Consider the following 25,921-nt stretch of genomic DNA (forward strand, 5'->3'; position numbering starts at 1 on the left):
TCCGCGTCCGCCGGCCGTCGCCGTCACACCGCCCTGGGGATGTCGCACTGGTGGGACCACCGCCGGACCGAACGCGCGGCCAGCTCGGCCGTCCAGGACTCCGCCGTCGCGGTGGCGGCGTGCCCGGTGCGGATCCGCCGGCGGTACGCGGTGGGCGTCTCGCCCGCGTAGCGCCCGAAGGCGCGGGTGAAGGCGCTCACGCTCTGGAACCCCACGGCCACTGCGATCGTGAGGACGTTCTCGTCGTCCTCGGCGAGCAGCGCCATCGACTTGAGCAGCCGGCTTTCGAGAAGGTACTGGCGCCAGGACATGCCGGTCGCGGCGGGGAAGGCCCGCCGCAGCGTTCGCTCGGAGGTCCCGACCGCGGCGCAGACCCGCTGCAGGGTCACCTCGGCCAGGTTCTCGTTGGTGTAGTCCATGGCCGCGGCGATCAGCGGGTCCCGGGTGGTCGGCAGGCACAACGGGGTCTCGTGGTCCAGCCATTCGACGACGAGGTAGGCCAGCGCCTCGAAGAAGGCGCCGGCCATCGGGTCGGTCGTCTCGCGGCCGATCGGCCACCGCTTGGCGTAGAGGATCATCTCCCGGATCACCGGTGCGGCGGCGAGGATCCTGACCCGGTCGCCCGCCGCGAGCCCCATCTCGGGGGCGAAGAACACCGAGACCGCCTTGACGTGGGTGAGGGTGGTGCTGTGCTCCACGCCGGCGGGGATCCACACGGCCTGCTGCGGTGGCAGGAGGTAGCGCGCCGTCGCCGTCTCCACCTCGGCGATGCCCTCGAAGGCGTACTGGAGCTGGTGGAGGTCGTGGGAGTGCCAGCCGGTCACCGCCTCCGCACCCACTTCGAGGGAGTAGGCGCCGGCCTGGATCGTCGGGTTGGCCGGAAGAGACAAAGGAGCGTCCCACTGTGCAGGGGTGGCCATGAACGGACCGTACCCCAGCTCCTGTCCGGAAGCGACCGCCCGGTTTCGCGCGTCCGGCCAGCCGCGCCGGGCGGGGGACCGGGTTGGCCGTGCAGGGCAAGGATTTGGCCGAGCAAGCCGAGACACCCGCCGCGGCACCGCCGGATCCTGGGAGAACGACGGCGAAGGCACGCCGTGGAAGCGATGAGCAGGAGGTCGATGTGCCGGCCACGGTCGATCTGATCATTGATGCGGACGCTCACATCACCGAGCCGCCGGACGTGTGGACGGCCCGGGTGCCCGCGCGGTACCGCGACGAGGTTCCGCAGGTGGTGCGCCAGGGCACGGCCGACACCTGGGTGCTCCACGGGGAGCGGCTCGCGCCGGTCGGCGCGACCGCCGTGGCCGGTTGGCCGACGTTCCCGCCGGACTACCCGCAGACCTACGAGGACTGCCATCCGGGGGCGTACCAGGCGGACGCGCGGTTGCGGTACATGGACGAGGCGGGCATCTGGGCCCAGGTGCTCTACCCGAACGTCGGCGGCTTCGGCAGCGAGAACTTCCTGAAGCTGAACGGCGAGGAGCTGAAGCTGCTGTGCGTCTCGGCGTACAACGACTTCCTCGTGGAGTGGTCGTCGGCGGACGCGCGCCGGCTCCTGCCGGTGATCGCCACGCCGTTCTGGGACATCGACGCGACCGTGCGGGAGATCGAGCGCTGCGCGCCCCTCGGCGCCCGCGGCATCCTGTTCACCGGCGAGCCCCAGCGCTACGGGCTTCCGGTGCTGGGGGCGCCGCACTGGAACCCGCTGTGGGAGGCCGCGCGGGCGACCGGGCTGCCGATCCACTTCCACATCGGCAGCGCGGGCGACACGCTGGAGCTGTCGACCCCGGAACGCTACGCCGAGCACGGCATCGAGGGCGCGCAGGCCTACACGGCGGTGAGCCTGTTCATGAAGAACGGCGTGCAGTGCTCCGACCTGATCACCTCGGGCGTGCTGACGCGCTACCCGGAGCTGAAGTTCGTCTCGGTCGAGAGCGGGATCGGATGGCTCCCGTTCATGCTGGAGGCCACCGACTACAGCTGGCTGGGCGCGTTCCGGCCGGGTCGTGAGCGGCAGCCGGGGGACGTGCTGCCCTCGGAGCTGTTCCGGCAGAGCGTCTACGTGACGTACTGGTTCGAGTCGGTGGCGCCGACGCGCTACCTCGACCTGATGCCGCTGGACAACATCCTGTTCGAGACCGACTTCCCGCACGTCACATGCCTCTACGACAACATCCAGGAAACGATCGACTCCGGCCTCGGCCACGTCGAGGCCGGGACGCGCCGGAAGATCCTCTGGGAGAACGCCGCACACCTGTACCGGATCGAGGAGCCGCCGGAGTCGTGGCGGCGCGACCTGGACTCGCCGAAGGAGGAGGTCCGATGAACAAGGACGACATGATCCTGGTGAGCGTGGACGACCACGTGATCGAGCCGCCCGACATGTTCGACGGCTTCATCCCGGCCAGGTACGCCGACCGGGCCCCGCGGCTGGTGTCCGACGACGTCAGCGACAAGTGGGTCTTCGTTGAGGGCGAGGCGCGCAGCTCGGCGCTGAACGCGGTCGCCGGCCGCCCGCCCGAGGAGTACGGCCTCGAACCGATGAGCCTCAAGGAGGTCCGGCGAGGCTGCTACGACGTCCACGAGCGCGTCAAGGACATGAACGCCAACGGGGTGCTGGGCTCGCTCAACTTCCCCTCGATGGCCCGGTTCTGCGGGCAGTTCTTCGCGAGCCGCGCCAAGCAGGATCCCGACCTCGCGCTCGCCGTGGTGCGCGCGTACAACGACTGGCACATCGAGGCCTGGTGCGGCGCCGAGCCGGGCCGGTTCATCCCGTGCACGATCCCGCCGATCTGGGACCCCCACCTGATGGCGGACGAGATCCGCCGCACCGCCGCCAAGGGCTCGCACTGCGTCAGCTTCTCCATGAACCCGCACGCCCTGGGCCTGCCGTCGCTGCACAGCGACCACTGGGACCCGTTCTGGGCGGCGTGCCAGGAGACCGGGACGGTCGTGACCATGCACATCGGCTCCGCGTCGGTCGACGTGCAGACCTCGCCGGACGCGCCGATGAACGTCCGCATCACCTGTTCCGGCATCAACATCTACTCCACCGCCGCCGACCTGGTGTGGTCCCCGATCTTCCAGAAGTTCAGGGGAGTCAAGGTCGCGCTCGCCGAGGGCGGCATCGGGTGGATCCCCTACTTCCTGGAGCGGGCGGACTACACCTACGAGCACCACAAGGCCTGGACGCGTCCCGACCTCGGCGGGCGCCTGCCCAGCGAGGTGTTCCGCGACCACATCATCACGTGCTTCATCGTGGACTCCTTCGGCGCCCGCAACCTCGACGCCCTGAACGAGGACATGGTCACGTGGGAGTGCGACTACCCGCACTCCGACAGCACGTGGCCGAAGTCCCCCGAAGTGGCCCACGCCATGCTGGACGGCCTCACCGACGAGCAGATCGACAAGGTCACCCATCTGAACGCGATGCGGCTGTTCTCCTACGACCCGTTCTCGGTCCGCCCCCGCGAGCGGTGCACGGTCGGTGCGCTGCGGAAGGAGGCCGAGGGCCACGACGTCTCGATCGTCGCCCGCGGCACCGCGGAGCAGAAGAGGACGACGGTCGGCGACTTCGTCGGCAGCGCGGGACGGTGACGGCGCTATGACGGCACGACCGCTGGACGGCGTGCGGATCGTGGAGGTCGCCTCCCACGTGTTCGTCCCCATGTCCGGGGCCGTGCTCACCGAGTGGGGCGCGGAGGTCGTCAAGGTCGAGCACCCGGAGACGGGTGATCCGTACCGGGGGCTCGTCACGGCCGGCATGCGCAAGCTCCACCACGGCGCCGACGTCCAGTTCCAGACCACCAACCGCGGGAAGCGCTCGGTCGGGATCGACCTGAAGAACCCGGACGGCAGGCGCCTGCTGTCCAAGCTGCTCGCCTCGGCGGACGTGTTCGTGACGAATCTGCGCCCCGGCGGGCGCCGGAACCTGCGCATCGACGTCGAGGACGTGCGCGCCGACAATCCGTCGATCATCTACGTGAGCGGCACGGCGTTCGGCCCCCGCGGGCCCGAGGCCGGCCGGGGCGGGTACGACTCGGGCGCGTACTGGGCCCGCAGCGGAATGCAGCAGCTGTTCACCAGGCCCGGCGACGAGTGGCCGGCCTCGCCCAGGCCCGCGTTCGGCGACGTGGTCGGCGGGCTGACCATCGCCGGGGCCATCGGGACCGCGCTGTACCGGCGCGCGACCACCGGCGAGCCGTCCACCGTCGACACCTCCCTGCTCGCCGCGGGCCTGTGGCAGGTCCAGATGGACGTGATCAACGCCTGCGTCAGCGGGCCGGGGGCCGTGCGGACGCCGCCGGACCGCTACGAGGTCCCCAACCCGCTGATGCAGGCGTACCGCACGGCCGACGGCCGGATCATCGCGCTGCAGATGCTCGCCCCCGAGCGCCGCTGGCCGGATCTGTGCGAGGCGATCGGCCGGCCGGAGATGGCGGCCGACCCGCGTTTCGCCACCATGGAGGCCCGGAAGGAGAACGCCCGGGCGTGCGTCGGGTGGCTCGAAGGCGTCTTCGCCGAACGCGACCTCGACGAATGGTGCCGGGTGCTCGCCGGCTTCGAGGGCGAGTGGGTTCCGTCGGTGCGTCCGGACGAGCTTGCGGACGACCCGCAGGTGCGGGCCAACGGCTACCTCGCCGACGTCGACCTCGGTAACGGCCACTCGGTGCCCATGGTGGCGGCGCCCGTGCAGTTCGACGGGCACCCCGGCTCTCCCGCACGCGCCCCCGAACACTGCGAGCACACCGAATCGGTGCTCCTCGAGCTGGGTCTCTCGTGGGAGGAGATCGGCGCGCTCAAGGACGGCAAGGCGATCAGCTAGAACGGAGGCCGATGAAGCTTCTCGCACGCGCCGTCCTCGGTGACGGCTGCCGCTTCGGCGAGGTGGCCGGAGACCGGTTCCTCGTACTGGAGGGCGACGTCTTCGGCGAACCCCGCCGGAACGGGCGGTCACTGCCCAGGAAGGACCTGGCGCTGGGCCCGCCACTGGCCGGTGTGCGGCTCGTGAACGTGATGGGCGGGTTCCTGGAGCCGGGCACGACCCGGCCTCCGGAACGGCAGCCGCTGTGGCTGCCCAAGGCCGTGAACTCGGCCGGCGGTGACGGGGCGGAGATCGTGTGCCCGTCGATCCTGACCGGCCCGATGCAGATCGAGTCCGAACTCGCCGTCGTCGTGGGCCGGCCGTTGAGCAAGGCGTCACCGGCCGAGGCACGGCAGGCGATCTTCGGGTGGACCGTGTTCAACGACCTGACCGCCCCCGAGTACGGGGCACTCGGGTTCTGGGCGGTGGGCAAGTCGATCGATGGATTCGCGTCATGGGGGCCGTGGATCCGCCGCGACCTGACCGAAGAGCGGGTCATGGAGGGGCTCGCCATCACCGCCACGGTCAACGGCGTGCGGGTCCAGTCGGGGAACACCAGGTACTTCTGCTTTTCCCCGAGCGAGATGCTCAGCCACATCAGCCACCGGATCAGCCTGTTCCCGGGCGACACGGTCGCCCTGGGCACCCCGCCGCCCGCGGCCGACGTCGCCGTCGGCGACCACGTCGCCTGCGAGGTCGAGGAGATCGGAGTGCTCCACAACCACATCGTCGCGGAGCCCTGAGGAAGCGCCCCTTCACCGTCGCGGACCACCGCGCCGACCACGACGACCGCTCACCTGCCCGACCGCGCCTCTTGAGCATCCTGCTCGTGATCGAGCTCTTCGAGACCACGATGGCGATCGCGGCCATCCCCACCTTCATGAGGGTCTTCGACGCCGACGCCGCGGCGGTCGGCTGGACCACCGCCGGCGTCGCCTCGGCGACATCTTCGGCCGCAAGAACGTTTACCGACCGCAAGCTGCTGCTGACGACGCTGATCCTGCGCGAGACGCCAGGCGGCAAGTCGGCCTGGGTTGGCTCCCCGGTTGGCTCCCTTCGGCCCAGAACACGCGCCTGACCAGGACCTGGCGATTACCGGGGAGGTAATCGTCGGCATGACCAGGGGCGGATAGCGTCGGGTTCGTGACGACGATGACGACCTCACTCAGTGATGTGCGGCCGGTGGGCGAGCAGTTGCGGGCCTGGCGGCAGCGGCGCCGGCTCAGCCAGCTGGAGCTGGCCTCGGACGCCGATGTCTCCACCCGGCACCTGAGCTTCGTGGAGACCGGGCGGTCGGCGCCCAGCCGCGAGATGGTGCTGCGGCTGGCCGAGCACCTGGACGTGCCGCTGCGCGACCGCAATCTGCTGCTGGTGGCGGCCGGGTACGCGCCCGTGTACGCCGAGACCTCGATGGCCGAGCCGCGGATGGACTCGGTCCGCGCGGCGCTGCGGCAGGTCCTGCGGGGGCACGAGCCGTACCCGGCGGTGGTCGTCGACCGGTTCTGGAACCTGATCGACGCCAACGCGGCGTCCGCGTTCTTCATGGAGGGCGCGCCGCCCGAGTTGCTGGAGCCGCCGCTGAACGTGCTGCGGCTGAGCATGCATCCCGCCGGGATGGCCCGCAACATCGTCAACCTGGGGGAGTGGCGGGCGCACATGATCGAGCGGGTGCGCCGCCATGTGGCGCTCACGGCCGACCCGTCGCTGGCGCAGCTGTACCGGGAGTTGCGGGACTACCCGGGGGCGGAGGAGCCGGCGGCCGGCCCCGTCCCGGTGACGGCCGGGGACGGGGTCGTGGTGCCGCTGCGGATCCGGTCCGGTGACAGCGAGCTGTCGTTCTTCAGCACGGTCGCCACCTTCGGCACGCCCATCGACATCACCGTGGCGGAACTGGCGATCGAGTCGTTCTATCCGGCGGACGAGGCGACGTCGGTGTTCCTGCGGGAGCGCGCGGGCTGGTGAACTCGGCCTCCAGCGGGTCGTGGTGGATGCGGGCGGGCGGCACGTCCAGCCGGTGGAGGGCGTCGACCGTGCTCCTGACCATCTCGACCGGGCCGGCGACGTAGACCTCCCGCTCGTCCAGGCCGGGGACCTCGTCGAGGACCGGCGGCCCGTCGGAGATCATCGGGGTGATCTGGAGGCGGGGGTAGGCGGAGGCCAGTGCCAGCAGGTCGGGCAGGTCGTAGAGGTCGCCTTCGGTGCGGGCGGCGGCCACCAGGTGGACGCCGCGGTCGCGGGAGGAGACGGCGACCCGCTCGGCCATCGCCTTGAGCGGGGCCAGCCCGGTGCCGCCGGCGACGAGGAGGAGGTCGCGGCGCGAGCCGGGGTCGAGGGTCATGCCGCCGAGCGCGGGCCCCAGCAGCACCGAGTCGCCGGGACGGGTGTGCCGGACCAGCGCCCCGCTGACCCATCCTCCGGGCACCGCGCGCACGTGCAGGCGCAGCGTCCCGTCGGGGCGGGGCGCCCCGGCGAGCGAGTAGGGCCGCCAGATCCGCGGCCACCGCGACACCTGCACGGGGACGTACTGCCCGGGCTCGAACGGCAGCGGGCGGGCCGGGCGCAGGGCGAGCACGGCCAGGTCGCCGGAGCGGCGGTCGTGCCCGGTGACCTCGGCGACCCACCAGGCGGGGGACCGCTCGGCGTCCCGTTCCGCCGCCGCGATCATGATCTCGGCGGCGGAACGGTAGGCGGCGGTCCAGGCTGCCTCGGCCTCGGGCGTCCAGACCGTCCCGCCGAACTTGCGCAGCGTGGCGATCAGGGCCGTGCCGACGGCGGGGTAGTGCTCGGGCAGCACCCCGTACCTGCGGTGGCCGCGGCCGAGCCGGCCCAGCGTCTCGGCCAGCGCGCCGGGGCTGTCCGCACTCCAGACCATGGCGGCCAGGGCGTGGAAGAGCCGCCGGCGCTGGACGTCCATGGCGGGCGGGAACAGTGTTCGGAGACGGGGTTCGGCGGCGAACAAACGGCCGTAGAAATAACCGGCGGCGTCATCCGCGACGGGTTCCAGCCAGGTAAAGCTTTCTTTGATGATGTGCGGTTCCCAGGACATTCGCCAAGCTCGCCTCCCGGCCCTTTTCGGTCATCGGCTCGCGGGTTCCGCTGATTCCGGCGCGCGCGGGGTGCCCGGCTCGCTGAGATTCTCGCACCGGAAGAGCCTGGTCCTCAACACGTTCGGCGGAAGGATCACCGCGTCGTGACGCTGGGTGAAGTGATCTGGATTCTCCGTGACGGGGCCGTATTGCGGCGGGCGAAGAATACTCGTCGGTATCGGTGGGATGCCGGCGACTCGGTGATCAAACGCGGATAAATGCCATGAAAGGAAGGGGGAATGGGTGTGTTGAGCGTTACCTGCCCGCTGATGTCCGGGGCCTGTTGTCATGGGGGAGAGTTCTCTACCCTTGGAGGAGATTTCTGATTCGCCGGTCGAGGCGCGCGGCCGCCGGCGTGCGGGAGCGGGTCCGCCCGCGGCGGCGGCGACCTAGGCCCATCGGCCTGCGCGTGTCAAGGACGTGCGGCAGGCTGGCCCGTACGAGGCCGGGGGAGGGCCGGTCCGAAAACCGGGGTCATGCGACATGATGACCCGCGAGGCGGTGCGACCACCGCACCCGTGAAACGAGCCGTGGCCGGCGCACAACGGGAGGGACCAGGCATGCGAGAGGCGACCCGCGGTGCTCCGGGCGGTTCCGGCGACGCCGCCCACGCTCCACCGCTGATCGGCATCACGAGCTATCTCGAACCGGCCCGCTGGGGAGTGTGGGTGCGGGAGGCGGCGCTGCTGCCCGCGCCGTACCCGCGCGCCGTCGAGCGCTCGGGCGGCTTCCCGGTCATGCTGCCGCCGACCGCCGGCCTGCGCGGGCTGGACGCGCTCGTGGCCCGGCTGGACGGGATCGTGTTCGCCGGCGGCGGCGACGTCGACCCCGAGCTCTACGGCGCGGAGCGGCACCACGAGACCGGCCCGCCGCAGCCGCAGCGCGACCGCTTCGAGCTGGCGCTGATCCGCGCCGCGATCGACGCCGACCTGCCGTTCCTGGCGATCTGCCGGGGCATGCAGGTGCTGAACGTGGCGCGCGGCGGCTCGATCATCCAGCACCTCCCCGACGCCGTCGGCCACCAGGGCCACGCCCCCAGCCTCGGGATGGTCGGGCACCACCGCGTGCAGATCGACCCGACCAGCACCCTGGGCAAGATCCTCGGCGACTCCTCCGACGTGCCCACCTACCACCACCAGGCCGTGCACCGCCTGGGCAAGGGGCTGACCCCGGTCGCCCGCGCCGACGACCACGTCGTGGAGGGCCTGGAGCTCCAGGGCCACCGGTTCGGGCTGGGCGTGCAGTGGCATCCGGAGGAGGGCGACGACCGCCGCCTGTTCGAGGCGCTGGTGGCCGAGGCCTCCGGACGCTGACCCGGTGGCGCCGTTGCATCCGCAGACGCGCAGGTACCTGGAGTTCCTGCGGGCCTGGACGGAGCCGGAGGAGGCCGCGAGCGCGGACGCCCGCGACGGTACGGACGGGGACTGGTGGGAGCGGTCCATCGAGAAGATGCGCCGCCAGGTCGGCGCCGTGCTCCCCCTGGAGCGCCGAGAGCTGCCCGAGGTGCGGGATGTGACCGTGCCCGGCGAGGACGGCCCCGTGCCGCTGCGGCTCTACCGTCCCGAGGGCCGCTCGCCGCTGCCCGCGCTGGTCTACCTGCACGGCGGGGGATGGGTGGTCGGCGGGCCCGAGAACGTGGACGCCGCCTGCCGCGAACTGGCGGCAGAGGCCGGCTGCGCGGTCCTGAACGTCGACTACCGGCTGGCGCCCGAGCATCCGTTCCCGGCCGCCGTCGAGGACGCCTGGGCGGTGACCTCCGCCGCCATCGCCGAGCCCGGGCGGTTCGGCGTGGATCCGCGGGCGGTGGCCGTCGCCGGTGACAGCGCGGGCGGCAACCTGGCCGCCGCCGTCGCGCTCATGGCCCGCGACCGGGGCGTCCGCCTGGCCCACCAGTTGCTGGTTTACCCGGTGACCGACACCGCCATGGACACCCCGAGCTACGCCGCGTACGGCCGGGGCTACGGCCTGGACGCCGAGGGGATGGCCCGCAACCTGGAGCTCTACCGCGGCGGCGCCGACCCCGCCGATCCCCGCCTGGCGCCGCTGCGCGCGCCCGATCTGGCCGGGGCCGCGCCCGCCACCGTGATCACCGCCGAGTACGACGTCCTGCGGGACGAGGGCGAGGCGTACGCGCGCCGCCTGACGGAGGCCGGGGTCCCGGTGGAGCTGCGCCGCTACGAGGGCGTGGTGCATTCCTTCTTCCTGCTGCCCGATCTGTTCGACGCCGGGGCTGAGGCCATGGAGTTCGCTGTGCGACGATTGCGCGCGGCGTTCGCCGCCTCGCCCCGGCGTGACAGCGCCGTGTGAGCGGCGGGCGGCGGACGCGGGAGACGCCGAGCGAGCGGGAGGAACGGCATGGGCGACGCCCGGGACGGCAGGTACGGCGCCTACGAGCGGCTGAAGATCGACTGGGCGGGGCCCGGGATCCTGCGGATCACGCTGAGCACGCCGGGCAGGCTCAACGCCGTGGACGCCGCCGGCCACCGCGAGCTGGCCGGGATCTGGCGGGACGTGGACGCCGACGACGAGGTGCGCGCGGTGCTGGTCCGCGGCGAGGGCACCGCCTTCTCGGCGGGCGGCGACCTGGCCATGATCGAGGACATGATGGACGACCACGCGGCCCGGGCCCGGATCATGCGCGAGGCCCGCGACATCGTGATGAACGTGATCAACTGCTCCAAGCCGGTGGTGAGCGCGATCCAGGGCCCGGCCGTGGGGGCGGGCCTGGCGGTGGCGCTGCTGGCCGACATCTCGGTGGCGGGCCGCTCCGCGAAGATCATCGACGGGCACACCCGGCTGGGCGTGGCGGCCGGAGACCACGCCGCGATCGTGTGGCCGCTGCTGTGCGGGATGGCCAAGGCCAAGTACTACCTGCTGCTGTGCGACGCCGTGACCGGCGAGGAGGCCGAGCGGATCGGCCTGGTGAGCCTGTGCGTGGACGACGACCGGGTCCATGAGCGGGCGCTGGAGGTGGCGGGCCGCCTCGCCGGGGGCGCCGCCGAGGCGATCCGCCACACCAAGCACGCGCTCAACAACTGGCTGCGGCTGGCGGGCCCGTCCTTCGACGCGTCGCTGGCGCTGGAGTTCCTGGGCTTCACCGGCCCGGACGCGCGCGAGGGCGTCGCCGCCGTCCGCGAGAAGCGCCCGCCGAGGTTCACCTGACCGCGTCGGCCTGAGCGTCGGCGCGGTCAGCCGAAGCGCTTGCGGAGGGCGCCGATGCCGGTGGCGTAGATGCCCGTGGCGAAGGTCTTCTCCATCGCCTCCCGGTCGGCCGGGTCGGTGCTGAACTCGCCGGACCACTCCACGAACGACTGTCCGGTGTCGGTCACCGGCGCCACCCGGATCCGGCTGCGGCCCTCCCGCACCGGCAGCGGGCATTCGAGGACGTCGTAGGTGTAGGTGCGGCCGTCGTCGTCCAGGCTGCTGAGGCGTTCGCGGAACACCGAGTCGCCGGGGCCGATCAGGCGGCGCACGCAGCCGACCCGGTCGGCGGGGCCGCCGTCCTCGATGACGCCGGTCTCCACGCCCGGCATCCATTCCGCGAGGTTGGCGAAGTCGCGCAGGTAGGACCACACCTCGTCGGCGGGGGCGTTGAGCACGGCGCTGGCGTAGGAGCTGGCGTGGGACTCGGTCATGGGACGTTCTCCTCGGCTGCGAGAGAGCGCGGGGCGGGGTGGAAGATCGCTGCGTCCCATGCTGGGCCTTGGGTGTGATCCAGGCAACACCTCCGGGGGGCGTTCACCCGACCGAATGTGATTCGGAAAGATGGGGGCCCGGTCCCGCCCTCGGGAGGATCGCACGTGCTGCCCGGTGATCTGGCCCATCGCGCCGCCGCGCTCTGGCCGGGCGGGTGACCGGGGTGGGTAGCGTACGGGCATGGCCCCGTCCCGCAGGACCCTGTTGCGCGCCGCCGTGCTCTCGGCGGCCGGCGCGGCGTCCCCCGCGGCCGCCGGGTGCTCCTCCGGCGACGGCGGCGGGACCGTGCTCAGGCTGGCCACCGGTGGCCGGGGCGGCCCGTACGAGGCGCTCGGCGCCCGGCTGGCGGCCGAGCTGCGCCGCCACGGCTTCACGGTGCGGGTCCTCCCGACCGCCGCCAGCGTGGCCAATCTCGGCCTGCTCGCCGAGGGCCGCGCCGACGTCGGCTTCGCGCTGGCCGACAGCGCCGAGGACGCCGTGCGGGTGCGGCGCCTGCCCGTCGCCGCCCTCGCCCGCCTCTACATGAACTACGTGCACCTCATCGTCCGGGCGGACTCGCGGATCAGGACCCCGGCGGACCTGGCGGGCCGTACGGTGTCGATCAACGCCGGCGGGTCCGGGACGGCCGTGACCGCCGAGCGGATCCTGGCCGCCGCCGGCGCCGCCCGCGCCCCGGGCCGCCGCACCCGCGTCCTCCGGCTGGGCCTGTACGAGTCGATCGAGGCCCTGCGCAGCGGCCGGATCGAGGCGTTCTTCTGGTCGGGCGGGGTGCCCACGCCCGCGCTGGAGGAGTTCCGGCGCGGGACGCCCATCCGGCTCATCGCCCTCGACGGCCTGGTGACGCCGCTGCGCCGGGCCCACGGCCCGCTGTACGAGGAGGCGTCGGTGCCGGCCCGCTCGTACGGCCTGAGCGGCCCGGTCGCCACGGTCGGGACGGCCAGCCACCTGGTCTGCCGCATGGGGATGGCCGCACGGCACGCCCGCGCGGTGACCAGGATCCTGTTCTCCAGCCGGGACCGGCTCCGGGTCCCCGACGCGCCCGGCGGCAGGCTGGACGAGCGCTACGCCATCGGCACCGGCTCGGTGCCCCTGCATCCGGGCGCCGCGGCCTACTACCGCTCCGTCTACGGCTGAGCGTCCCGCCCGTGCCCGTGGTCGCCGTTGGGGCCGCCGGGCAGGGTGAGGCGGACGACCAGCCCGCGCGGCCGGTTGGGGAGCAGCTCCAGCGTCCCGCCCGACCTGCCGGCCAGTTCGGCGGCGATGGCCAGGCCCAGGCCGCTGCCCGGGACGTTGGCGTGCTCGCCCGAACGCCAGAACCGGCCCAGCGCCTCCCGCCGTTCCGCCTCCGGCAGACCGGGGCCGTCGTCGGAGATCCGCAGCACCCGGCCGTCCAGCCGGACGGTCACCGTGCCGCCCTTGGGCACGAACTTGTGCGCGTTGTCCAGGGCGATGTCGGCGATCCGGGCGGCCGCGTCGGGCACGGCCGTCACGTGCGCCGTCTCCGGCAGGCTGGTCTCCAGCGCCAGGCCCCGGGCCGCGAAGACCTCCCGCCAGCCCTCCAGCCTCGGCCGCAACTCGCCGACGACCTCCACGTCCCGCACGACCGCGCCCGCCTCGACCCTGGCCAGCGCGAGGAGGTCCTCGACGAGGGCGGCCAGCCGGTCCACCTCGGCCAGGGCCTCCTCGTACTCGGCCGCGCCCGCCGCCTCCAGGTGCGGCTGGAGGTTCTCCAGGCGCAGCGACAGCACGGTCAGCGGGGTGCGCAGTTCGTGCGAGGCGTCGGCGACGAACGCGCGCTGCCGTTCCAGGGCGGCCGAGACCGCGTCGGCCATCGCGTTGAACCGCTCCTTGAGCCGCCGCAGCTCCGAGGGGCCCACGTCCGGGCTGGCGCGGGCCTCCATGTGACCCTCGGCGATCGCGCCGGTGGTGCGGTCGAGCTCGGTCACCGGCCGCAGGATCCAGCGCGCCAGCCCCCGGGCCGCCAGCGTCGAGCAGGCCAGCGCCGCCAGCGCGCCCAGCGCCAGGGCGCCCCACACCAGGCCCACGTCGCGGCGGGCGTGGCCGGTCGGGACGCGCAGCAGCACCGCGCCCGACAGCTGGGCGTCCCGGCCCGCCGGCTCGGCGATCATCACGGTGCCGGGTCCGAACGGGGTCACCGCCGGCAGGTCCTCGGTCGTGCGGCCCGACAGCGCGAGCCGGGTCGCGGTCCGGTCGTCGCCCGGCATCGCGCCCGCCTCGGCCAGCACCGCCCCGTCCCGGCCGCGGACCCGCACCGCCGCCCCGTACAGCTCGGCGTAGCGGGTGATCTCGGCGGTCAGCCCGGACAGGTCGCCCTCCCGGACCGCCTGGTCGGCCAGCTCGGCGAACCGGGTCGCGTCGGCGCGGCGGTCCAGCAGCAGCCGCCCGGTGCGGTGCGAGGAGTAGGCCAGGCCCAGCGGTATGGCCAGCCCCGCGATCACCAGCGCGATCAGGGCGGCGAACGTCGTGACGAGCCGCCGCCTCATGGCGCCCCGGTGCCCAGCCGGTAGCCGGTGCCGCGCAGCGTCTCCACCAGGCCCGGCCGGGCCGTCTTCGAGCGCAGCCCCGCGACGTGCACGTCCAGCGACCGGGACGCCGACAGCAGCGGATCGCCCCACACCGCGTCCAGGATCTCCTCCCGGCTGCGGACCACCCCCGGTTCCCGCGCCAGCAGCGCCAGCACGTCGAACTCCCGGCGGGTCAGGGTCACCGGCTCCCCGGCCACCGTGACCCGCCGGGTCTCCAGGTCGATCCGGACGTCCCCGGCCACGACCACCTGGTCGCGCACCGGCAGCGGCCGGGTCCCGCGCCGCGCCACCGCCTCCATCCGCGCCATCAGCTCCGCCGTGCGGAACGGCTTGACGAGATAGTCGTCGGCGCCCGAGCGCAGCCCGCGCAGCACGTCCCGCTCCTCGGTACGGGCGGTCACCACGATGATCGGCACCACCGACACCCGCCGCACCCGGCGCAGCGCCTCCAGCCCGTCCATGTCCGGCAGGCCCAGGTCCAGCAGCACGAAGTCGACGCCCCCCGCCAGGCGGAGGGCGTCGACGGCCAGGTGGGCGCGCACGATCTCATGACCGTGCCGGGCCAGCGCGGTGGTGAGCGCCCCGGCCAGCCGGTCGTCGTCTTCGACCAGGAGAACGCGCATGCGCCCAGGTTAGACGCGGCTCACACGCGCGCCGCCACCGGATCGGAGGCCCGGCCCGCGTCCTCGCCGCGCTCCCGGCGGGACAGCGCCGCGTCCCGGGTCTCCCGCATGAACAGGTACACCACCAGCGACACCGCGGCGCAGCCGGCGACGTACCAGTAGTAGCCCGACTCGATCTCGGCGTTCTTGAACCACAGCGCCACGTACTCGGCGGTCCCGCCGAACATCGCGTTGGCGATCGCGTACGGCAGCGCCACCCCCAGCGCCCGCACGTGGGTGGGGAACATCTCCGCCTTCACCACCGCGTTGATCGAGGTGTAGCCGGTCACGATGAACAGCCCGAGCAGCGACAGGGCCAGCGCCCCGGCGAACCCGTTCACCCCCGACAGCGCGGTCATCAGCGGCACCGTGCCCAGCGTCGCGCCGACGCCGAAGGTGATCAGCAGCGGGCGGCGGCCGATCCGGTCCGACAGCGCCCCGGCGGCGGGCTGGACGCACATGAAGACGAACAGCGCGCAGAAGCTCACCAGCGTCGCGGTCGACTTCTCCAGCCCGGCGGTGTTGGACAGGTACTTGGTCAGGTAGGTGGTGTAGGTGTAGTACGCCACCGTGCCGCCCATGGTGAGGGCGATGACCAGCGCGGCCTCCCTCTTGTACCGCAGCAGCTGGCGGATGGTGCCGCGCTCGGCGCCGGAGTGGCCCTCGCCGCCGTGCGCCTCCTCGTCGTAGGCCTCGGTCTCCAGCAGGTTGCGGCGCAGGTAGAACACCACGGCGGCGCCGAGCGCCCCGATGATGAACGGGATCCGCCAGCCGTAGGAGCCGAGCGCCTCCTCCGACATCGTGCGCTGCAGGACGATCTGCAGCCCGAGCCCGATGAGCTGGCCCGCGGTCATCGACACGTACTGGAAGCTGGAGGCGAACCCGCGCCGGCCGGGCGGGGTGGCCTCGGTGAGGTAGGTGGCGCTGGCGGCGTACTCGCCGCCGACCGACAGGCCCTGCAGGAGCCGGGCGACCAGCAGCACCGCCGCGCCGAAGTAGCCGACCGAGTCGTAGGTGGGGGCGATCGCGATCAGCAGCGCGCTGCCCGACATCAGCGTCACCGTCAGCGTGAGCGCCGCCTTGCGGCCCCGCCGGTCGGCGTACCGGCCGAGCAGCCAGCCGCCGATCGGCCGCATGAAGAACCCGACGGCGAAGATGCCGGCGGTGTTGAGCAGTTGCGCGGTCGGATCGCCCTTGGGGAAGAACGAGGCGGCGAAGTAGGTGGCGAAGCTGGCGTAGACGAACCAGTCGTACCACTCCACCATGTTGCCGACCGAGCCGCCGAGCACCGCCCTCCAGGGTGTGCGCGCGGGTGCCTGAGTCGTCACGGGGGGACCTCCTGCGGGAATCGTTGCAGGTGGGAGCCTCTCCGCCGGGGTGGCCTCCGTAAAGGGGGAGGGGGTGTTATCTAACCTGCGCTTAACACGGCGGAAACGGCGGCCTTCCGTTCCCGCCGTGCTCGGCGGCCCCGTGCGACCCGGTCCGGCCCGGCTCAGTACGATCGGGGCAGGCCCAGCTCGTGCTGGGCGATGTGGGCCAGCACCATCTCCTCGGCGACCGGGATGTTCTTGGCGATGCGCGCGTCCCGGAACATCCGCGCCACCGGGTACTCCAGGGAGTACGCCATGCCGCCGTGGGTCTGGAACGCGCGGTCGGCGGCCTGCCAGGAGGCGTCGGCGGCGGTGAGCTTGGCGACGTTGGCCTCCGAGCCGCACGGCCGTCCCCGGTCCCACAGCCAGGCCGCCTTGTAGGTCATCAGCCGGGCCAGGTCCAGCTGCGCCTTGATCTTGGCCAGCGGGAAGGCCACCCCCTGGTTGGCGCCGATCGGCTTGCCGAACGGCGCCCGCTCCCGCGCGTACGCGCAGGCGATCTCCAGGACCAGCTCGCCCGAGCCCACGCCCGCGGCGGCGGCCAGGATGCGCTCGGGGTTGAGGATGTCCCACAGGACGGCGAACCCCTGGTCGACCTGCCCGAGGACGCGGCCGGCGGGCACGCGGACCTCGTCCAGGAACACCGTGCTGGAGGCCACCGTGTTGGTGCCCAGCTTGGGGATCGGCTGGTAGGTGAGCGTGCCCTTGGCCACGGCCTCCTTGACGTCGACCAGCAGCACCGTGAACCCGGCGGTGCGGGGCTTGGCCTCGGCGGCCGGGATCGTCCGGGTGACCAGGACCATGTAGTCGGCCCGCTCGACCCCGGAGATCCAGATCTTCTGGCCGCTGACCAGGTAGTCGCCGCCGGGCTCGCGGCGGGCCTGGGTGGTGATGTTGATGGCGTTGCTGCCCGCGTCCGGCTCGGTGATGGCGAAGCAGGTCTCCAGCTCGCCGGCGGCGATCGCGGGCAGGAACTCCCGCCGCTGCTCCTCGGTGCCGTGCCGGGTGATGGTCAGGCCGCCGAACGCCGGGGTGAGCAGGTACATGAACGAGGCGGCGCCGCCCGCCCCGCCCGCCGCCAGGCTCTCCAGCGCCACCGCCAGCTCCAGCAGGCCCTGGCCCGCGCCGCCGTGCTCCTCGGGGATCGCCAGGCTGTGCCAGCCGCCCCGCACCAGCTCCCGCCAGACCTCCTCGGGCCAGCGCTTGGCGCCGTCGCACTCGTCCCAGTAGTCTTGGCCGTACCTCCCGGCGATCTTCGCCACGCCCTCGCGCACCGCGATCGCGCTCTCCGGCAGGTCGAAGTCCATGCGCGTTCCTCCGCAGCCTTGTCTCGCAGCCTGTCTCGCAGCCTGTCTCGCAGCCTTGTCTCGGCGGCCCGTCCAGCGGTCCGTGCGCACTACCGTAACCCACCGAGTAAGTGGGCACTGACGCAGGTGGTCCGGGACGTCGTCGGCGCACCGTCATCCCTTCACCGTCAGCAGCGGGCGCAGCTCGGCGACCGGGACGGCCACCCCGCCGCCGGCCAGCCCCGCCACCACCGGCCCGATGTCCTTGTACGCCCAGGGCGCCTCCTGCTTCAGGTCGCGCCGCCAGGCCGCCATCACGTCCGCGCGGCGGGCCACCACCGGGTCCCGGTGGTCCAGCGGCGTCACCACCCGGAACTCCCGCAGGAACGCCTCCAGCTCCGCGTCGTTCGCCCGCGCCGACGCGCCGCGCGGCACCCGGCGGCCGGCCCCGTGGCAGGCGCTGCCCAGCGTCCGGGGCTCGCCCAGCCCGCGCAGCACGAAGCTCGCCGCCCCCATCGACCCCGGGACGATCACCGGTTCGCCCCACATCGCGAACGGGCCGCCGACCGTGTCGGCGTGCCCGCCCGCGGGGGTGGCGCCCTTGCGGTGGACGACGCGGCCGTGCGCGAGGTCGCCGTCCGTGCCGCCGCCCTGTCCGCCGTCCTGTCCGCCGCCGTGCTGCCAGAACAGGTTGTGCGGCGCGTCGTACAGCGGGCGGGCGTCCGGCTCGCCGCACTCGGCCGCCAGCCCCGCGCGCATCGTCAGCGACAGGAAGAAGCGGTTCCCGAGCGCGAAGTTGGCGGCGTTGCCGAACGCGTCCAGGTAGCGCCGCCGGGCCGCGTCCGCCTCCGGGCGCCGGTCCGGCAGGAACGGCATGATCCCGTTGCGGGGACGGGGCAGCCCCGCCGGCCAGCCGGCGCGGAGCAGATCCAGCGCGGTGCCGCCGGCCTGGTGGCCCGGCGACAGCGACCCGCTGTGCGCCATCGTCACCACCGTGCCCGGCGCCAGGCCCCACGCGTGCGCCGCCGAGGCGTCGTGCACCCGCGCCACGTACTGCAGCTCCACGAAGTGGTTGCCGCCGCCGATCCCGCCGATGATCCCGTCGTTGCTGGGCTCCCCGGAGGCCCCGCCCGCGCTGCCGATCCAGTCGGCGAACGCGGCGGCGGTGCGGGCCGGGAACGCGCAGGCGTGCGCGCGGTCCACGCTGTCGTCGGCGTCGCCGGGGCGCAGCCCGGGCCAGCGGGCCGGGCCGGGCGCCAGCAGCAGCCCTGGCAGCCCGTCGCGCAGCAGCGCCTCGCGCTGGACGGGGGTGAGCGCGATCCGGCGGCCGCCCTCGAAGTACAGGTGGCGGAACCTGCGTTCGAGGGCGTCCAGGCGCGGCCGGACGGCGTCCACGTCCAGGGAGGTGACCTCCAGCCGCATGCCGCAGTTGACGTCGTTGCCGACCGCCTGCGGGATCAGCGCGTGTTCGGTCTCCACGACCGTGCCGATCGGGATGCCCGCGCCCTTGTGGAAGTCGGGCGTCAGCGCGAGCCGGGCTATGCGGGGCGCGGGGCCGTCGTAGCCGGGTGTGGCCTCGGCGAGCCGTTCGAGTGTCTCGGCGGTCTCCAGGACGGAGAGGACCTCGTCCACGGCCGCCGGTTCCAGGGGGACGTCCGGGCCCGCGCAGATCTCCACGGGGATGTCCCAGCGGTTGGGCAGGCGGAGCCAGTGGTCGTCGACGCGTTCCAGACGATGGTCTTGGCGTGCGTGCATGAGAGAGGGAGTTCCTTCGCTGCTGCTGGCGAACGGCCTGGAGGCAGGGGCCGATGGCATGGCAAGAGGGCGGGGCGGACCCGCCGTGGGCCTCCGGTTCAGCAGCCGCGAGGTGAGGACGAATCTAGCGCCGCCGGCCCAGGACGGGCCAGCGCTTTTCCGCACCCCGGCTCAGCACCGCATCCGGCTCACGTGTCGCCGGAGGGGGTTCCGCTGGAGGTGCCGAGGTAGCGCGTCACCATCCGGGCGATGAACTGCGCGACCCGTTCGGGCGGCTCGGACGGCAGCACCAGATGGCTCATCGTCAGCCGCACCGCCGCGTCGGCGATCTCCGCCATCTCCTCCCGCCGCATCTCCGGCCACTGCTGCAGCGCGTGGTCGACGATCCGCGCGCTGGCGGTGAACAGCACCGGCTCGGCCCGGGTCGTCAGCAGCGGCAGCAGCTCGTCGCCGCCCGCCCCGGTGAGCACCGCCTTCTTGATCGGGTCGTCGGCCGAGGTCTCCAGCGTGAACAGCACCGCCGCCTCGACCGCCGAGTACAAATCCTCGTGCTCGGACAGCAGCCGGTTGATGCCCTCCAGGTAGCGCTCGTTGTCGCGGACGACCACCGCCTGGGCCAGGCCCCACTTGTCGCCGAACTCGTTGTAGACGGTCTGCCGGCTCACCCCGACGGCCGCGGCCACGTCCCGCATCCGGACGCCCCGGTAGCCGCGCTGGACGAGCTGCTCGGCGGCGGCGTCCAGCAGGGCGTCCCGATGCGAAGGGCGAGCGGTGCTCATCGATGTTCCTCCAGGTGCCGGGGCTGAAGGCCGGTCCTCGCGCGTTCCGGGGCGGCCGCGGGGCCGCCCTCCGTCATTATCCTCCGGGTGCGGGCGGTGACGACGACCGGACACTGGACAGGCCGGTGCGGGACGAGCGCCCGCCGCGGACCACCCGGGACTGAACGGCGTTCGGCCGGGATGGTATGCAGGGGCGTGACGGCCGCGCGGGTGTCCGGCCGGACGACGGCGGCGGAGGAGGAAGGCCGGTGACCGCGAGCGCGATCCTGGTGGCCAACCGCGGCGAGATCGCGCTGCGGGTCCTGCGGGCGGCGGACGAGCTGGGCCTGCCCACGGTGGCGGTCCGCACCCGCGACGACGCCCCCTTCGCGCGGCTGCGCAGGGCGGGCGAGGTGCGGGAGCTGCCGGGCGAGGGCGCGGCGGGCTACCTGGACGCCGACGCGATCCTGGCCGTCGCCAAGGACGCCGGCGCCGGGGCGATCCACCCCGGATACGGGTTTCTCAGCGAGAACGCCGCCTTCGCCGCCCGCTGCGCCGCCGCCGGGATCACCTTCGTCGGGCCGCGCCCGGATCTGCTGGAGCTGTTCGGCGACAAGGCGCGGGCCCGCGCGCTGGCCGCCGAGGCCGGCGTGCCCGTCGCCCCGGGGACCGGCGGCCCCGTCACCCTCGAGGAGGCGCGGGCGTTCGCCGAGGCGCAGGGCGGCGCCCCGGTGATGCTCAAGGCCCTCGCCGGAGGCGGCGGGCGCGGGATGCGCGTGGTCGCGTCGCCGGACGAGCTGGCCGCCGCCTACGAGCGGTGCAGCTCCGAGGCGCTCGCCGCGTTCGGCGACGGCGGCCTCTACGCAGAACGGTACGTCCCGCGCGCCCGCCACATCGAGGTGCAGATCGCCGGGGACGGTACCGGTGCCGTCACCCACCTGTGGGAACGCGACTGCAGCCTCCAGCGCCGCCACCAGAAGCTGGTGGAGATCGCGCCCGCGCCCGCGCTGCCGTCCGCGGTGCGGGAGGCGGTGATCGGTGCGGCGGCGGGGATGGCCGGGCGCGTCCGCTACGACGGCCTGGGCACCTTCGAGTTCCTGGTGGCGGGGGAGGAGTTCTGGTTCCTGGAGGCCAACCCGCGCCTGCAGGTCGAGCACACCGTCACCGAGGAGGTCACCGGCGTCGACCTCGTCCAGGCGCAGATCAGGCTGGCGCTCGGGGAGGACCTGGCGGCGGTCGGCCTGGACGTCCCGCCGCCCCGGCCGCGCGCCACCGCGATCCAGGTGCGGGTCAACGCCGAGACGCTGGACGGCGACGGTATGCCCCGCCCCGGCTCGGGGACGCTGACGGCGTTCGCTCCGCCGTCCGGCCCCGGCGTCCGCGTGGACACCCACGGCCACCCCGGCTACGAGGTGGGCGCCCGCTACGATCCGCTGCTGGCCAAGGTCGTCGCGCGCGCCGCCGACCTGCCGGGCGCCGTGGCCCGGGTGTCCGGGGCGCTGGAGGAGTTCGAGATCGGCGGCGTGGAGACCAACGTCCCGCTGCTCCGGGCCGTGCTGCGGCACCCCGGCTTCGCGCCCGGCGGGTTCGACACCGGCTTCCTCGCCGACCACCTGGACGAGCTCCTGGCGGACCTCCCCACCGCGCGGCCGGCCGAGCCGGACACCGCCGCCGCGCCTGCCGGGACGGTGGCAGTCCCGGCGCCGATGCAGGGCACCGTGGTGAGCGCCGAGGTCGCCGAGGGCGACCTGGTGCGGGCCGGAGCCCCGGTGCTGATCCTCGAGGCGATGAAGATGGAGCACGTCATCCGGGCCGGGCGGGCCGGGATCGTGCGCCGGATCGCCGCCGCGCCCGGCGCGACCGTCGCCGAGGGCGCGCCGCTGCTTTTCCTGGAACCGGCCGACGCCGGCGGCGACCACGCCGAGGAGGAGGAGCGGATCGACCTGGACGAGATCCGCGCCGACCTCGCCGAGGTCCGCGCGCGCCACCGGATCGGCCAGGACGCCGCCCGTCCCGAGGCCGTGGCCAGACGCCGCGCCCGCGGGCACCGCACCGCCCGGGAGAACATCGACGACCTGTGCGACCCGGGCACGTTCACCGAGTACGGCGCGCTGGCCATCGCCGCGCAGCGCCGCCGCCGCTCCCTGGACGACCTCATCGCCCGCACCCCCGCCGACGGCCTGGTCTGCGGCGTCGGCGAGATCAACGGCGGCCCGGCCGTGGTGATGTCCTACGACTACACGGTCCTGGCCGGCACCCAGGGCCACCAGAACCACCGCAAGACCGACCGGATGCTGGAGCTGGCCGGGCGCCGCGGCCTCCCGCTGGTGCTGTTCGCCGAGGGCGGCGGCGGGCGGCCCGGTGACACCGACACCAGCACGGTCTCCGGCCTGGACGTGATGAGCTTCCACTCCATGGCGCGGCTCAGCGGCCGGGTCCCGCTCGTCGGGATCGCCGCGGGCCGCTGCTTCGCAGGGAACGCGGCGCTGCTGGGCTGCTGCGACGTCATCATCGCCACCCGCGACGCCAACATCGGCATGGGCGGGCCCGCGATGATCGAGGGCGGCGGGCTCGGGGTGTTCGAGCCCGAGGAGATCGGGCCGGTCGGCGACCAGGTGCCCAACGGGGTCGTCGACGTGGCGGTCGAGGACGAGGCGGAGGCGGTGGCCTCCGCCAAGCGGTACCTGTCCTACTTCCAGGGGCCCTTCCAGGGCTCCGCCGGCGCCTGGGAGTGCGACGACCAGCGGCTGCTGCGCCACGTCGTCCCGGAGAACCGGCTGCGCGCCTACGACGTGCGCCGTGCCGTCGGGCTCCTGGCCGACACCGGCTCGGTCCTGGAACTGCGGCGCGGGTTCGGCGCCGGGATGGTCACCGCGCTGGTGCGGATCGAGGGCCGCCCGACGGGCCTGATCGCCAACGACCCCGCCCATCTCGGCGGCGCCGTCGACCGCGACGCCGCCGACAAGGCCGCCCGCTTCCTGCAGCTGTGCGACGCCCACGGCCTGCCCGTCGTCTCGCTGTGCGACACCCCCGGGTTCATGGTCGGGCCGGAGGCCGAGCGGACCGCGACCGTGCGGCACTTCAGCCGGATGTTCGTCGCCGGCGCCAACCTGCGCGTCCCGGTCGTCACCGTGGTGCTGCGCAAGGGGTACGGGCTGGGCGCCCAGGCCATGGCGGGCGGCAGCTTCAAGGCGCCGGTGGCGACCGTGGCGTGGCCGACCGGGGAGATCGGCGGCATGGGCCTGGAGGGCGCGGTCCGCCTCGGCTACCGCAAGGAGCTGGAGGCGGCCGAGGACCCCGACGCGCTGTTCAGGGAGATGGTCGCCACCGCCTACGAGCACGGCAAGGCGCTCAACGCCGCCTCCGTGTTCGAGCTGGACGACGTCATCGACCCCGCCGACACCCGCCGCTGGATCACCGCCGCGTTCGCCGCCGCCCCGCCCGTCACAGGTCCGGCCGCCCCGGGCGCGGACTCCGCCGGGACGCGGCGCTGGATCGACACCTGGTGATCAATCGGTCTTCTGCCGACATTGCGGGGTTCGCCCACGCATGACCACCGATGATCGTTATACTTCCGGCCAGGCAAGGCTGTAGCGCAGCGGTCGTCGCGCCTTGCAGCGGGCTGGAGGACGTCGGTTCGAATCCGACCGGCCTTGCCGCCTACTTTTCGCCGGGACGGGTTCGGCCGCGGGCCGACTGGGACAGGGGAGCGCCGTTGCCGCAGGGGAGCACCGCCGTGCAGGCGTTCTCCGACCGGCGCCCCGAGCTGACGGCCCGGACGCGCAGGATCCGCCGGTTCGCCGTGCCGCGCTGGATGGTCGAGCGGGCCGCCGAGCGCCGCCTGGCCGGCGACTGGCGCGGCGCGTGCGCCGCCGCGAACATGGACGTCACCGTCGACCTGGCCGCGATCCGGGCCGAGCACGGCGCCGACGTCGCGGCCCGGGTCGAGGACGACCTGCGCCACCTCGTTCCCGACCTGGTCCGCTGGCACGCCCCCCGCGTGGGGCCGACGCGCACCACGCTCACGCCCGGCCAGGCGCTGGTCCTGAACGACTACGGCCTGCACGGCGAGAACGCGCCCCGCCTCCACATCACCCCCCACCGCTGGCTGTTCCAGGCGTCGCAGCGGATGACGCTGCACTTCGGCCCGGTCGTCATGCGCGACTCCACCCACATCTGCACCGACTACGTCCACACCGGTTTCTGGCGCGGCATCGTCCAGTCGTGGGCCGGGGCCCGGCACCTGTGGGACGCGCGCCACACCGGCGAGCTGCGCGAACGCTGCGGCGGTGACGCCGGACGCGCCCCGTTCCTCAACCCTGACGGCACGCCCCGCGCCGAAGCGGAACTGCCCACCGCCGACCCGGGCCCGGACGACCCCGCGGGGCACGCCGAGTGGGTCACGATGCTGCACGAGCGCGGCGAGGTGGAGGCCGCCTTCGCCGCCGCCGGCATCGAGCTCATCCTCGGGCCGCGGCCCGAGGGGTACAGCAAGTGGTACACCGTCGGGCCGCTCGACCAGCTCGCGCGGATGCCGCTGGCCCTGACCCGCCTCGAACCGGAGCTGCGGCGCCTGGGCGGCGGCCGCTTCCAGATCCCGTGGACCCAGCACTCGGCCGTCCTGCTCGACCACGACGGCGACCGGCGCCTGCGCGCGGGCGTCGTCGAGTTCGACGGCTACGACGAGAACGAGCATCAGGACCAGCAGGAACTGCACGAGGGCGAGGTCCTGGCGGAGGCGGTGTGGCGCCGCCTGCCCGACCTCGGCGCGCTGCGGGACGGGCGCCTGCCGCCGGAGTGGCTGCACCCGCTCGTCCACGACGCGCTGCTCCCGGGCCGCGAGGCGCGGGCGGGCCGGGACGATCTGCCGTGGGGCCCGCCCGAACCGCAGGCGCCCGCCCCCGTGCGGGTCCGCTGCCGCGGCGAGTGGCACGAGATCGGGTTCCGGGACGGCGTCCTGACGGTTCCGCACAGCGCGCAGGAGCAGGAGCGCGAGAAGGCCCTTGAGGCGCTCGGCGGCGACGTCGGCGGCTGCTTCGCCGTGCGGAAGGCGTGGCGCACCGGCAAGGGCAGGCTGCCCAAGACGCTGCGCGAGCAGCGGCAGGAGATCTTCGACCGGGCGCATCACGGCGACACGCCGGGCCTCGTGAAGCTCCTGGACCTGGGCATCGACCCGCACGTGCGCGACGGCTACGGGCGCACCCTGCTGCACCTGCTCCACCTGGTCGACTTCGAGACCCTGCTGCCCCGGCTCCTGGAGGCGGGCCTCGACATCGAGGCCGTGGAGCAGGGGGAACAGCAGCAGCCGCGCACCGCCCTGCACCGGGCCGTCGAACTCGACGGGTCGGTGGAGCTCATCAAGGCGCTGCTGGACGCCGGGGCGCGCATCGACCTCCTCGACGAGGAGGAGACCACCATCATCCGGCTCATCTGGCGGGCCGGGCGCCGCGACCTGGAGTGGCTCGAAGAGCGGATCGGGGAAGAGCACCCCGACCTGATGGAGTACTAGGGCCGCAGCGCCGGGACGCGCGGGCCGGCACGCAGGTCGGCGCGCACCTGGAACGGCGGGCCCGAGGCGACCGTCCGGCCCGACTCCAGGACGTACAGCTCGTCGCACACGCCCATCACCCGTTCCAGCTCCCGCTCGGCGACGACGACGGCCAGGCCCTCGGCGGCCAGGTCGCGCAGCAGCACCTCCAGCGCGCGGGCCTGGCGCTCGGACAGGTCGGCGGACGGGTCGTCGAGCAGCAGCACCTTCGGCCGCGTCGCCAGCGCGCGGGCGAGCTCCATGAGCCGCACCACGCCGGGCGGCAGCCGTCCGGGGGAGTCGGCGGCGTGCCGGGCGATGCCGACCCGGGCGCGCAGCGCGTCGGCGGCGCGGCCCGCCTCCAGCCGGGC

22 protein-coding genes and 1 tRNA gene are annotated in these 25,921 nt (G+C 73.7%); 13 read left to right on the plus strand and 10 right to left on the minus strand.

Going from position 1 to position 25,921, the window contains the following annotated elements; all coding sequences use genetic code 11:
* Positions 1-23: 23 nt before the first annotated feature.
* Positions 24-920: a helix-turn-helix transcriptional regulator gene (locus ACFPZN_RS16630; protein WP_378282870.1), complete on the minus strand. Its 897-nt coding sequence runs from the start codon at positions 918-920 to the stop codon at positions 24-26.
* Between the two features lie 200 nt (positions 921-1,120).
* Here ACFPZN_RS16630 and ACFPZN_RS16635 point away from each other — a divergent pair, with 200 nt between their 5' ends.
* The 6 genes from ACFPZN_RS16635 (at position 1,121) to ACFPZN_RS16660 (ending at position 6,826) form a co-directional block, all read left to right on the plus strand.
* Complete coding sequence (locus ACFPZN_RS16635; protein ID WP_378282871.1) at positions 1,121-2,326, plus strand: amidohydrolase family protein; 1,206 nt, start codon at positions 1,121-1,123, stop codon at positions 2,324-2,326.
* On the plus strand, positions 2,323-3,597 hold the full coding sequence (locus tag ACFPZN_RS16640) for an amidohydrolase family protein (protein ID WP_378282872.1): 1,275 nt from the start codon (positions 2,323-2,325) through the stop codon (positions 3,595-3,597). Before ACFPZN_RS16635 ends, ACFPZN_RS16640 begins: the two co-directional genes overlap by 4 nt.
* 7 nt (positions 3,598-3,604) lie before the next feature.
* Positions 3,605-4,825, plus strand: a complete 1,221-nt coding sequence (locus ACFPZN_RS16645; protein WP_378282873.1) for a CaiB/BaiF CoA transferase family protein — start codon at positions 3,605-3,607, stop codon at positions 4,823-4,825.
* A gap of 11 nt (positions 4,826-4,836) precedes the next feature.
* Positions 4,837-5,607: a fumarylacetoacetate hydrolase family protein gene (locus ACFPZN_RS16650; protein ID WP_378282874.1), complete on the plus strand. Its 771-nt coding sequence runs from the start codon at positions 4,837-4,839 to the stop codon at positions 5,605-5,607.
* A gap of 86 nt (positions 5,608-5,693) precedes the next feature.
* Complete coding sequence (locus ACFPZN_RS16655) at positions 5,694-5,942, plus strand: hypothetical protein (RefSeq protein WP_378282875.1); 249 nt, start codon at positions 5,694-5,696, stop codon at positions 5,940-5,942.
* 74 nt (positions 5,943-6,016) lie between these two features.
* Entirely contained in the window at positions 6,017-6,826 is an 810-nt protein-coding gene (locus ACFPZN_RS16660) for a helix-turn-helix domain-containing protein (protein WP_378282894.1), read from the plus strand.
* Here ACFPZN_RS16660 and ACFPZN_RS16665 read toward each other — a convergent pair.
* Complete coding sequence (locus ACFPZN_RS16665; protein ID WP_378282876.1) at positions 6,741-7,910, minus strand: globin domain-containing protein; 1,170 nt, start codon at positions 7,908-7,910, stop codon at positions 6,741-6,743. The two genes, ACFPZN_RS16660 and ACFPZN_RS16665, sit on opposite strands and share 86 nt — an antisense overlap.
* Positions 7,911-8,510: 600 nt before the next feature.
* Here ACFPZN_RS16665 and ACFPZN_RS16670 point away from each other — a divergent pair.
* The 3 genes from ACFPZN_RS16670 to ACFPZN_RS16680 are packed head-to-tail and all read left to right on the plus strand — an operon-like array spanning position 8,511 to position 11,112.
* Positions 8,511-9,263 (plus strand): gamma-glutamyl-gamma-aminobutyrate hydrolase family protein, encoded by a 753-nt coding sequence (locus ACFPZN_RS16670; protein WP_378282877.1) that lies wholly within the window; start codon positions 8,511-8,513, stop codon positions 9,261-9,263.
* Between the two features lie 4 nt (positions 9,264-9,267).
* Positions 9,268-10,257: an alpha/beta hydrolase gene (locus tag ACFPZN_RS16675; RefSeq protein ID WP_378282878.1), complete on the plus strand. Its 990-nt coding sequence runs from the start codon at positions 9,268-9,270 to the stop codon at positions 10,255-10,257.
* 48 nt (positions 10,258-10,305) lie between these two features.
* Positions 10,306-11,112, plus strand: a complete 807-nt coding sequence (locus tag ACFPZN_RS16680; RefSeq protein ID WP_378282879.1) for an enoyl-CoA hydratase/isomerase family protein — start codon at positions 10,306-10,308, stop codon at positions 11,110-11,112.
* 26 nt (positions 11,113-11,138) lie between these two features.
* Here ACFPZN_RS16680 and ACFPZN_RS16685 read toward each other — a convergent pair whose 3' ends face one another.
* Positions 11,139-11,585, minus strand: a complete 447-nt coding sequence (locus ACFPZN_RS16685; RefSeq protein WP_378282880.1) for an SRPBCC family protein — start codon at positions 11,583-11,585, stop codon at positions 11,139-11,141.
* A gap of 241 nt (positions 11,586-11,826) precedes the next feature.
* Between ACFPZN_RS16685 and ACFPZN_RS16690 the strand changes: the two genes are divergently transcribed.
* Positions 11,827-12,780, plus strand: coding sequence for a TAXI family TRAP transporter solute-binding subunit (locus tag ACFPZN_RS16690; RefSeq protein WP_378282881.1), 954 nt, complete (start codon positions 11,827-11,829; stop codon positions 12,778-12,780).
* Here the strand turns inward: ACFPZN_RS16690 and ACFPZN_RS16695 are convergent.
* The 6 genes from ACFPZN_RS16695 to ACFPZN_RS16720 all read right to left on the minus strand — a co-directional run bounded on the left by ACFPZN_RS16695 (position 12,771) and on the right by ACFPZN_RS16720 (position 20,044).
* Complete coding sequence (locus ACFPZN_RS16695; RefSeq protein ID WP_378282882.1) at positions 12,771-14,150, minus strand: sensor histidine kinase; 1,380 nt, start codon at positions 14,148-14,150, stop codon at positions 12,771-12,773. The two genes, ACFPZN_RS16690 and ACFPZN_RS16695, sit on opposite strands and share 10 nt — an antisense overlap.
* Entirely contained in the window at positions 14,147-14,815 is a 669-nt protein-coding gene (locus tag ACFPZN_RS16700) for a response regulator transcription factor (protein ID WP_378282883.1), read from the minus strand. The genes ACFPZN_RS16695 and ACFPZN_RS16700 overlap by 4 nt, the downstream gene beginning before the upstream one ends.
* A 20-nt stretch (positions 14,816-14,835) precedes the next feature.
* Positions 14,836-16,182 (minus strand): MFS transporter, encoded by a 1,347-nt coding sequence (locus ACFPZN_RS16705; protein ID WP_378282884.1) that lies wholly within the window; start codon positions 16,180-16,182, stop codon positions 14,836-14,838.
* A gap of 164 nt (positions 16,183-16,346) precedes the next feature.
* A complete protein-coding gene (locus tag ACFPZN_RS16710) occupies positions 16,347-17,531 on the minus strand; it encodes an acyl-CoA dehydrogenase family protein (RefSeq protein WP_378282885.1) in 1,185 nt (394 codons plus the stop codon).
* A gap of 153 nt (positions 17,532-17,684) precedes the next feature.
* Positions 17,685-19,265 carry an RtcB family protein gene (locus ACFPZN_RS16715; protein WP_378282886.1) on the minus strand — a complete coding sequence of 527 codons (1,581 nt, stop codon included), beginning with the start codon at positions 19,263-19,265 and terminating at the stop codon, positions 17,685-17,687.
* A 188-nt stretch (positions 19,266-19,453) separates the two neighbouring features.
* Positions 19,454-20,044 carry a TetR/AcrR family transcriptional regulator gene (locus tag ACFPZN_RS16720; RefSeq protein WP_378282887.1) on the minus strand — a complete coding sequence of 197 codons (591 nt, stop codon included), beginning with the start codon at positions 20,042-20,044 and terminating at the stop codon, positions 19,454-19,456.
* A 248-nt stretch (positions 20,045-20,292) separates the two neighbouring features.
* Between ACFPZN_RS16720 and ACFPZN_RS16725 the strand changes: the two genes are divergently transcribed.
* From ACFPZN_RS16725 to ACFPZN_RS16735, 3 genes are all read left to right on the plus strand, one after another.
* Positions 20,293-23,532: an acetyl-CoA carboxylase family protein gene (locus ACFPZN_RS16725; RefSeq protein ID WP_378282888.1), complete on the plus strand. Its 3,240-nt coding sequence runs from the start codon at positions 20,293-20,295 to the stop codon at positions 23,530-23,532.
* Positions 23,533-23,607: 75 nt separating this feature from the next.
* A tRNA-OTHER gene (locus ACFPZN_RS16730) sits at positions 23,608-23,679 on the plus strand.
* Positions 23,680-23,738: 59 nt separating this feature from the next.
* Positions 23,739-25,532 carry an ankyrin repeat domain-containing protein gene (locus tag ACFPZN_RS16735; RefSeq protein ID WP_378282889.1) on the plus strand — a complete coding sequence of 598 codons (1,794 nt, stop codon included), beginning with the start codon at positions 23,739-23,741 and terminating at the stop codon, positions 25,530-25,532.
* Here ACFPZN_RS16735 and ACFPZN_RS16740 read toward each other — a convergent pair.
* Positions 25,529-25,921, minus strand: a 393-nt coding sequence (locus ACFPZN_RS16740) for a P-loop NTPase family protein (protein WP_465252306.1), incomplete at its 5' end; no start/stop codon positions are given. The two genes, ACFPZN_RS16735 and ACFPZN_RS16740, sit on opposite strands and share 4 nt — an antisense overlap.

It is taken from the genome of Actinomadura rugatobispora (assembly GCF_042656285.1).
GTDB classification, from domain to species: Bacteria; Actinomycetota; Actinomycetes; order Streptosporangiales; family Streptosporangiaceae; genus Spirillospora; species Spirillospora rugatobispora.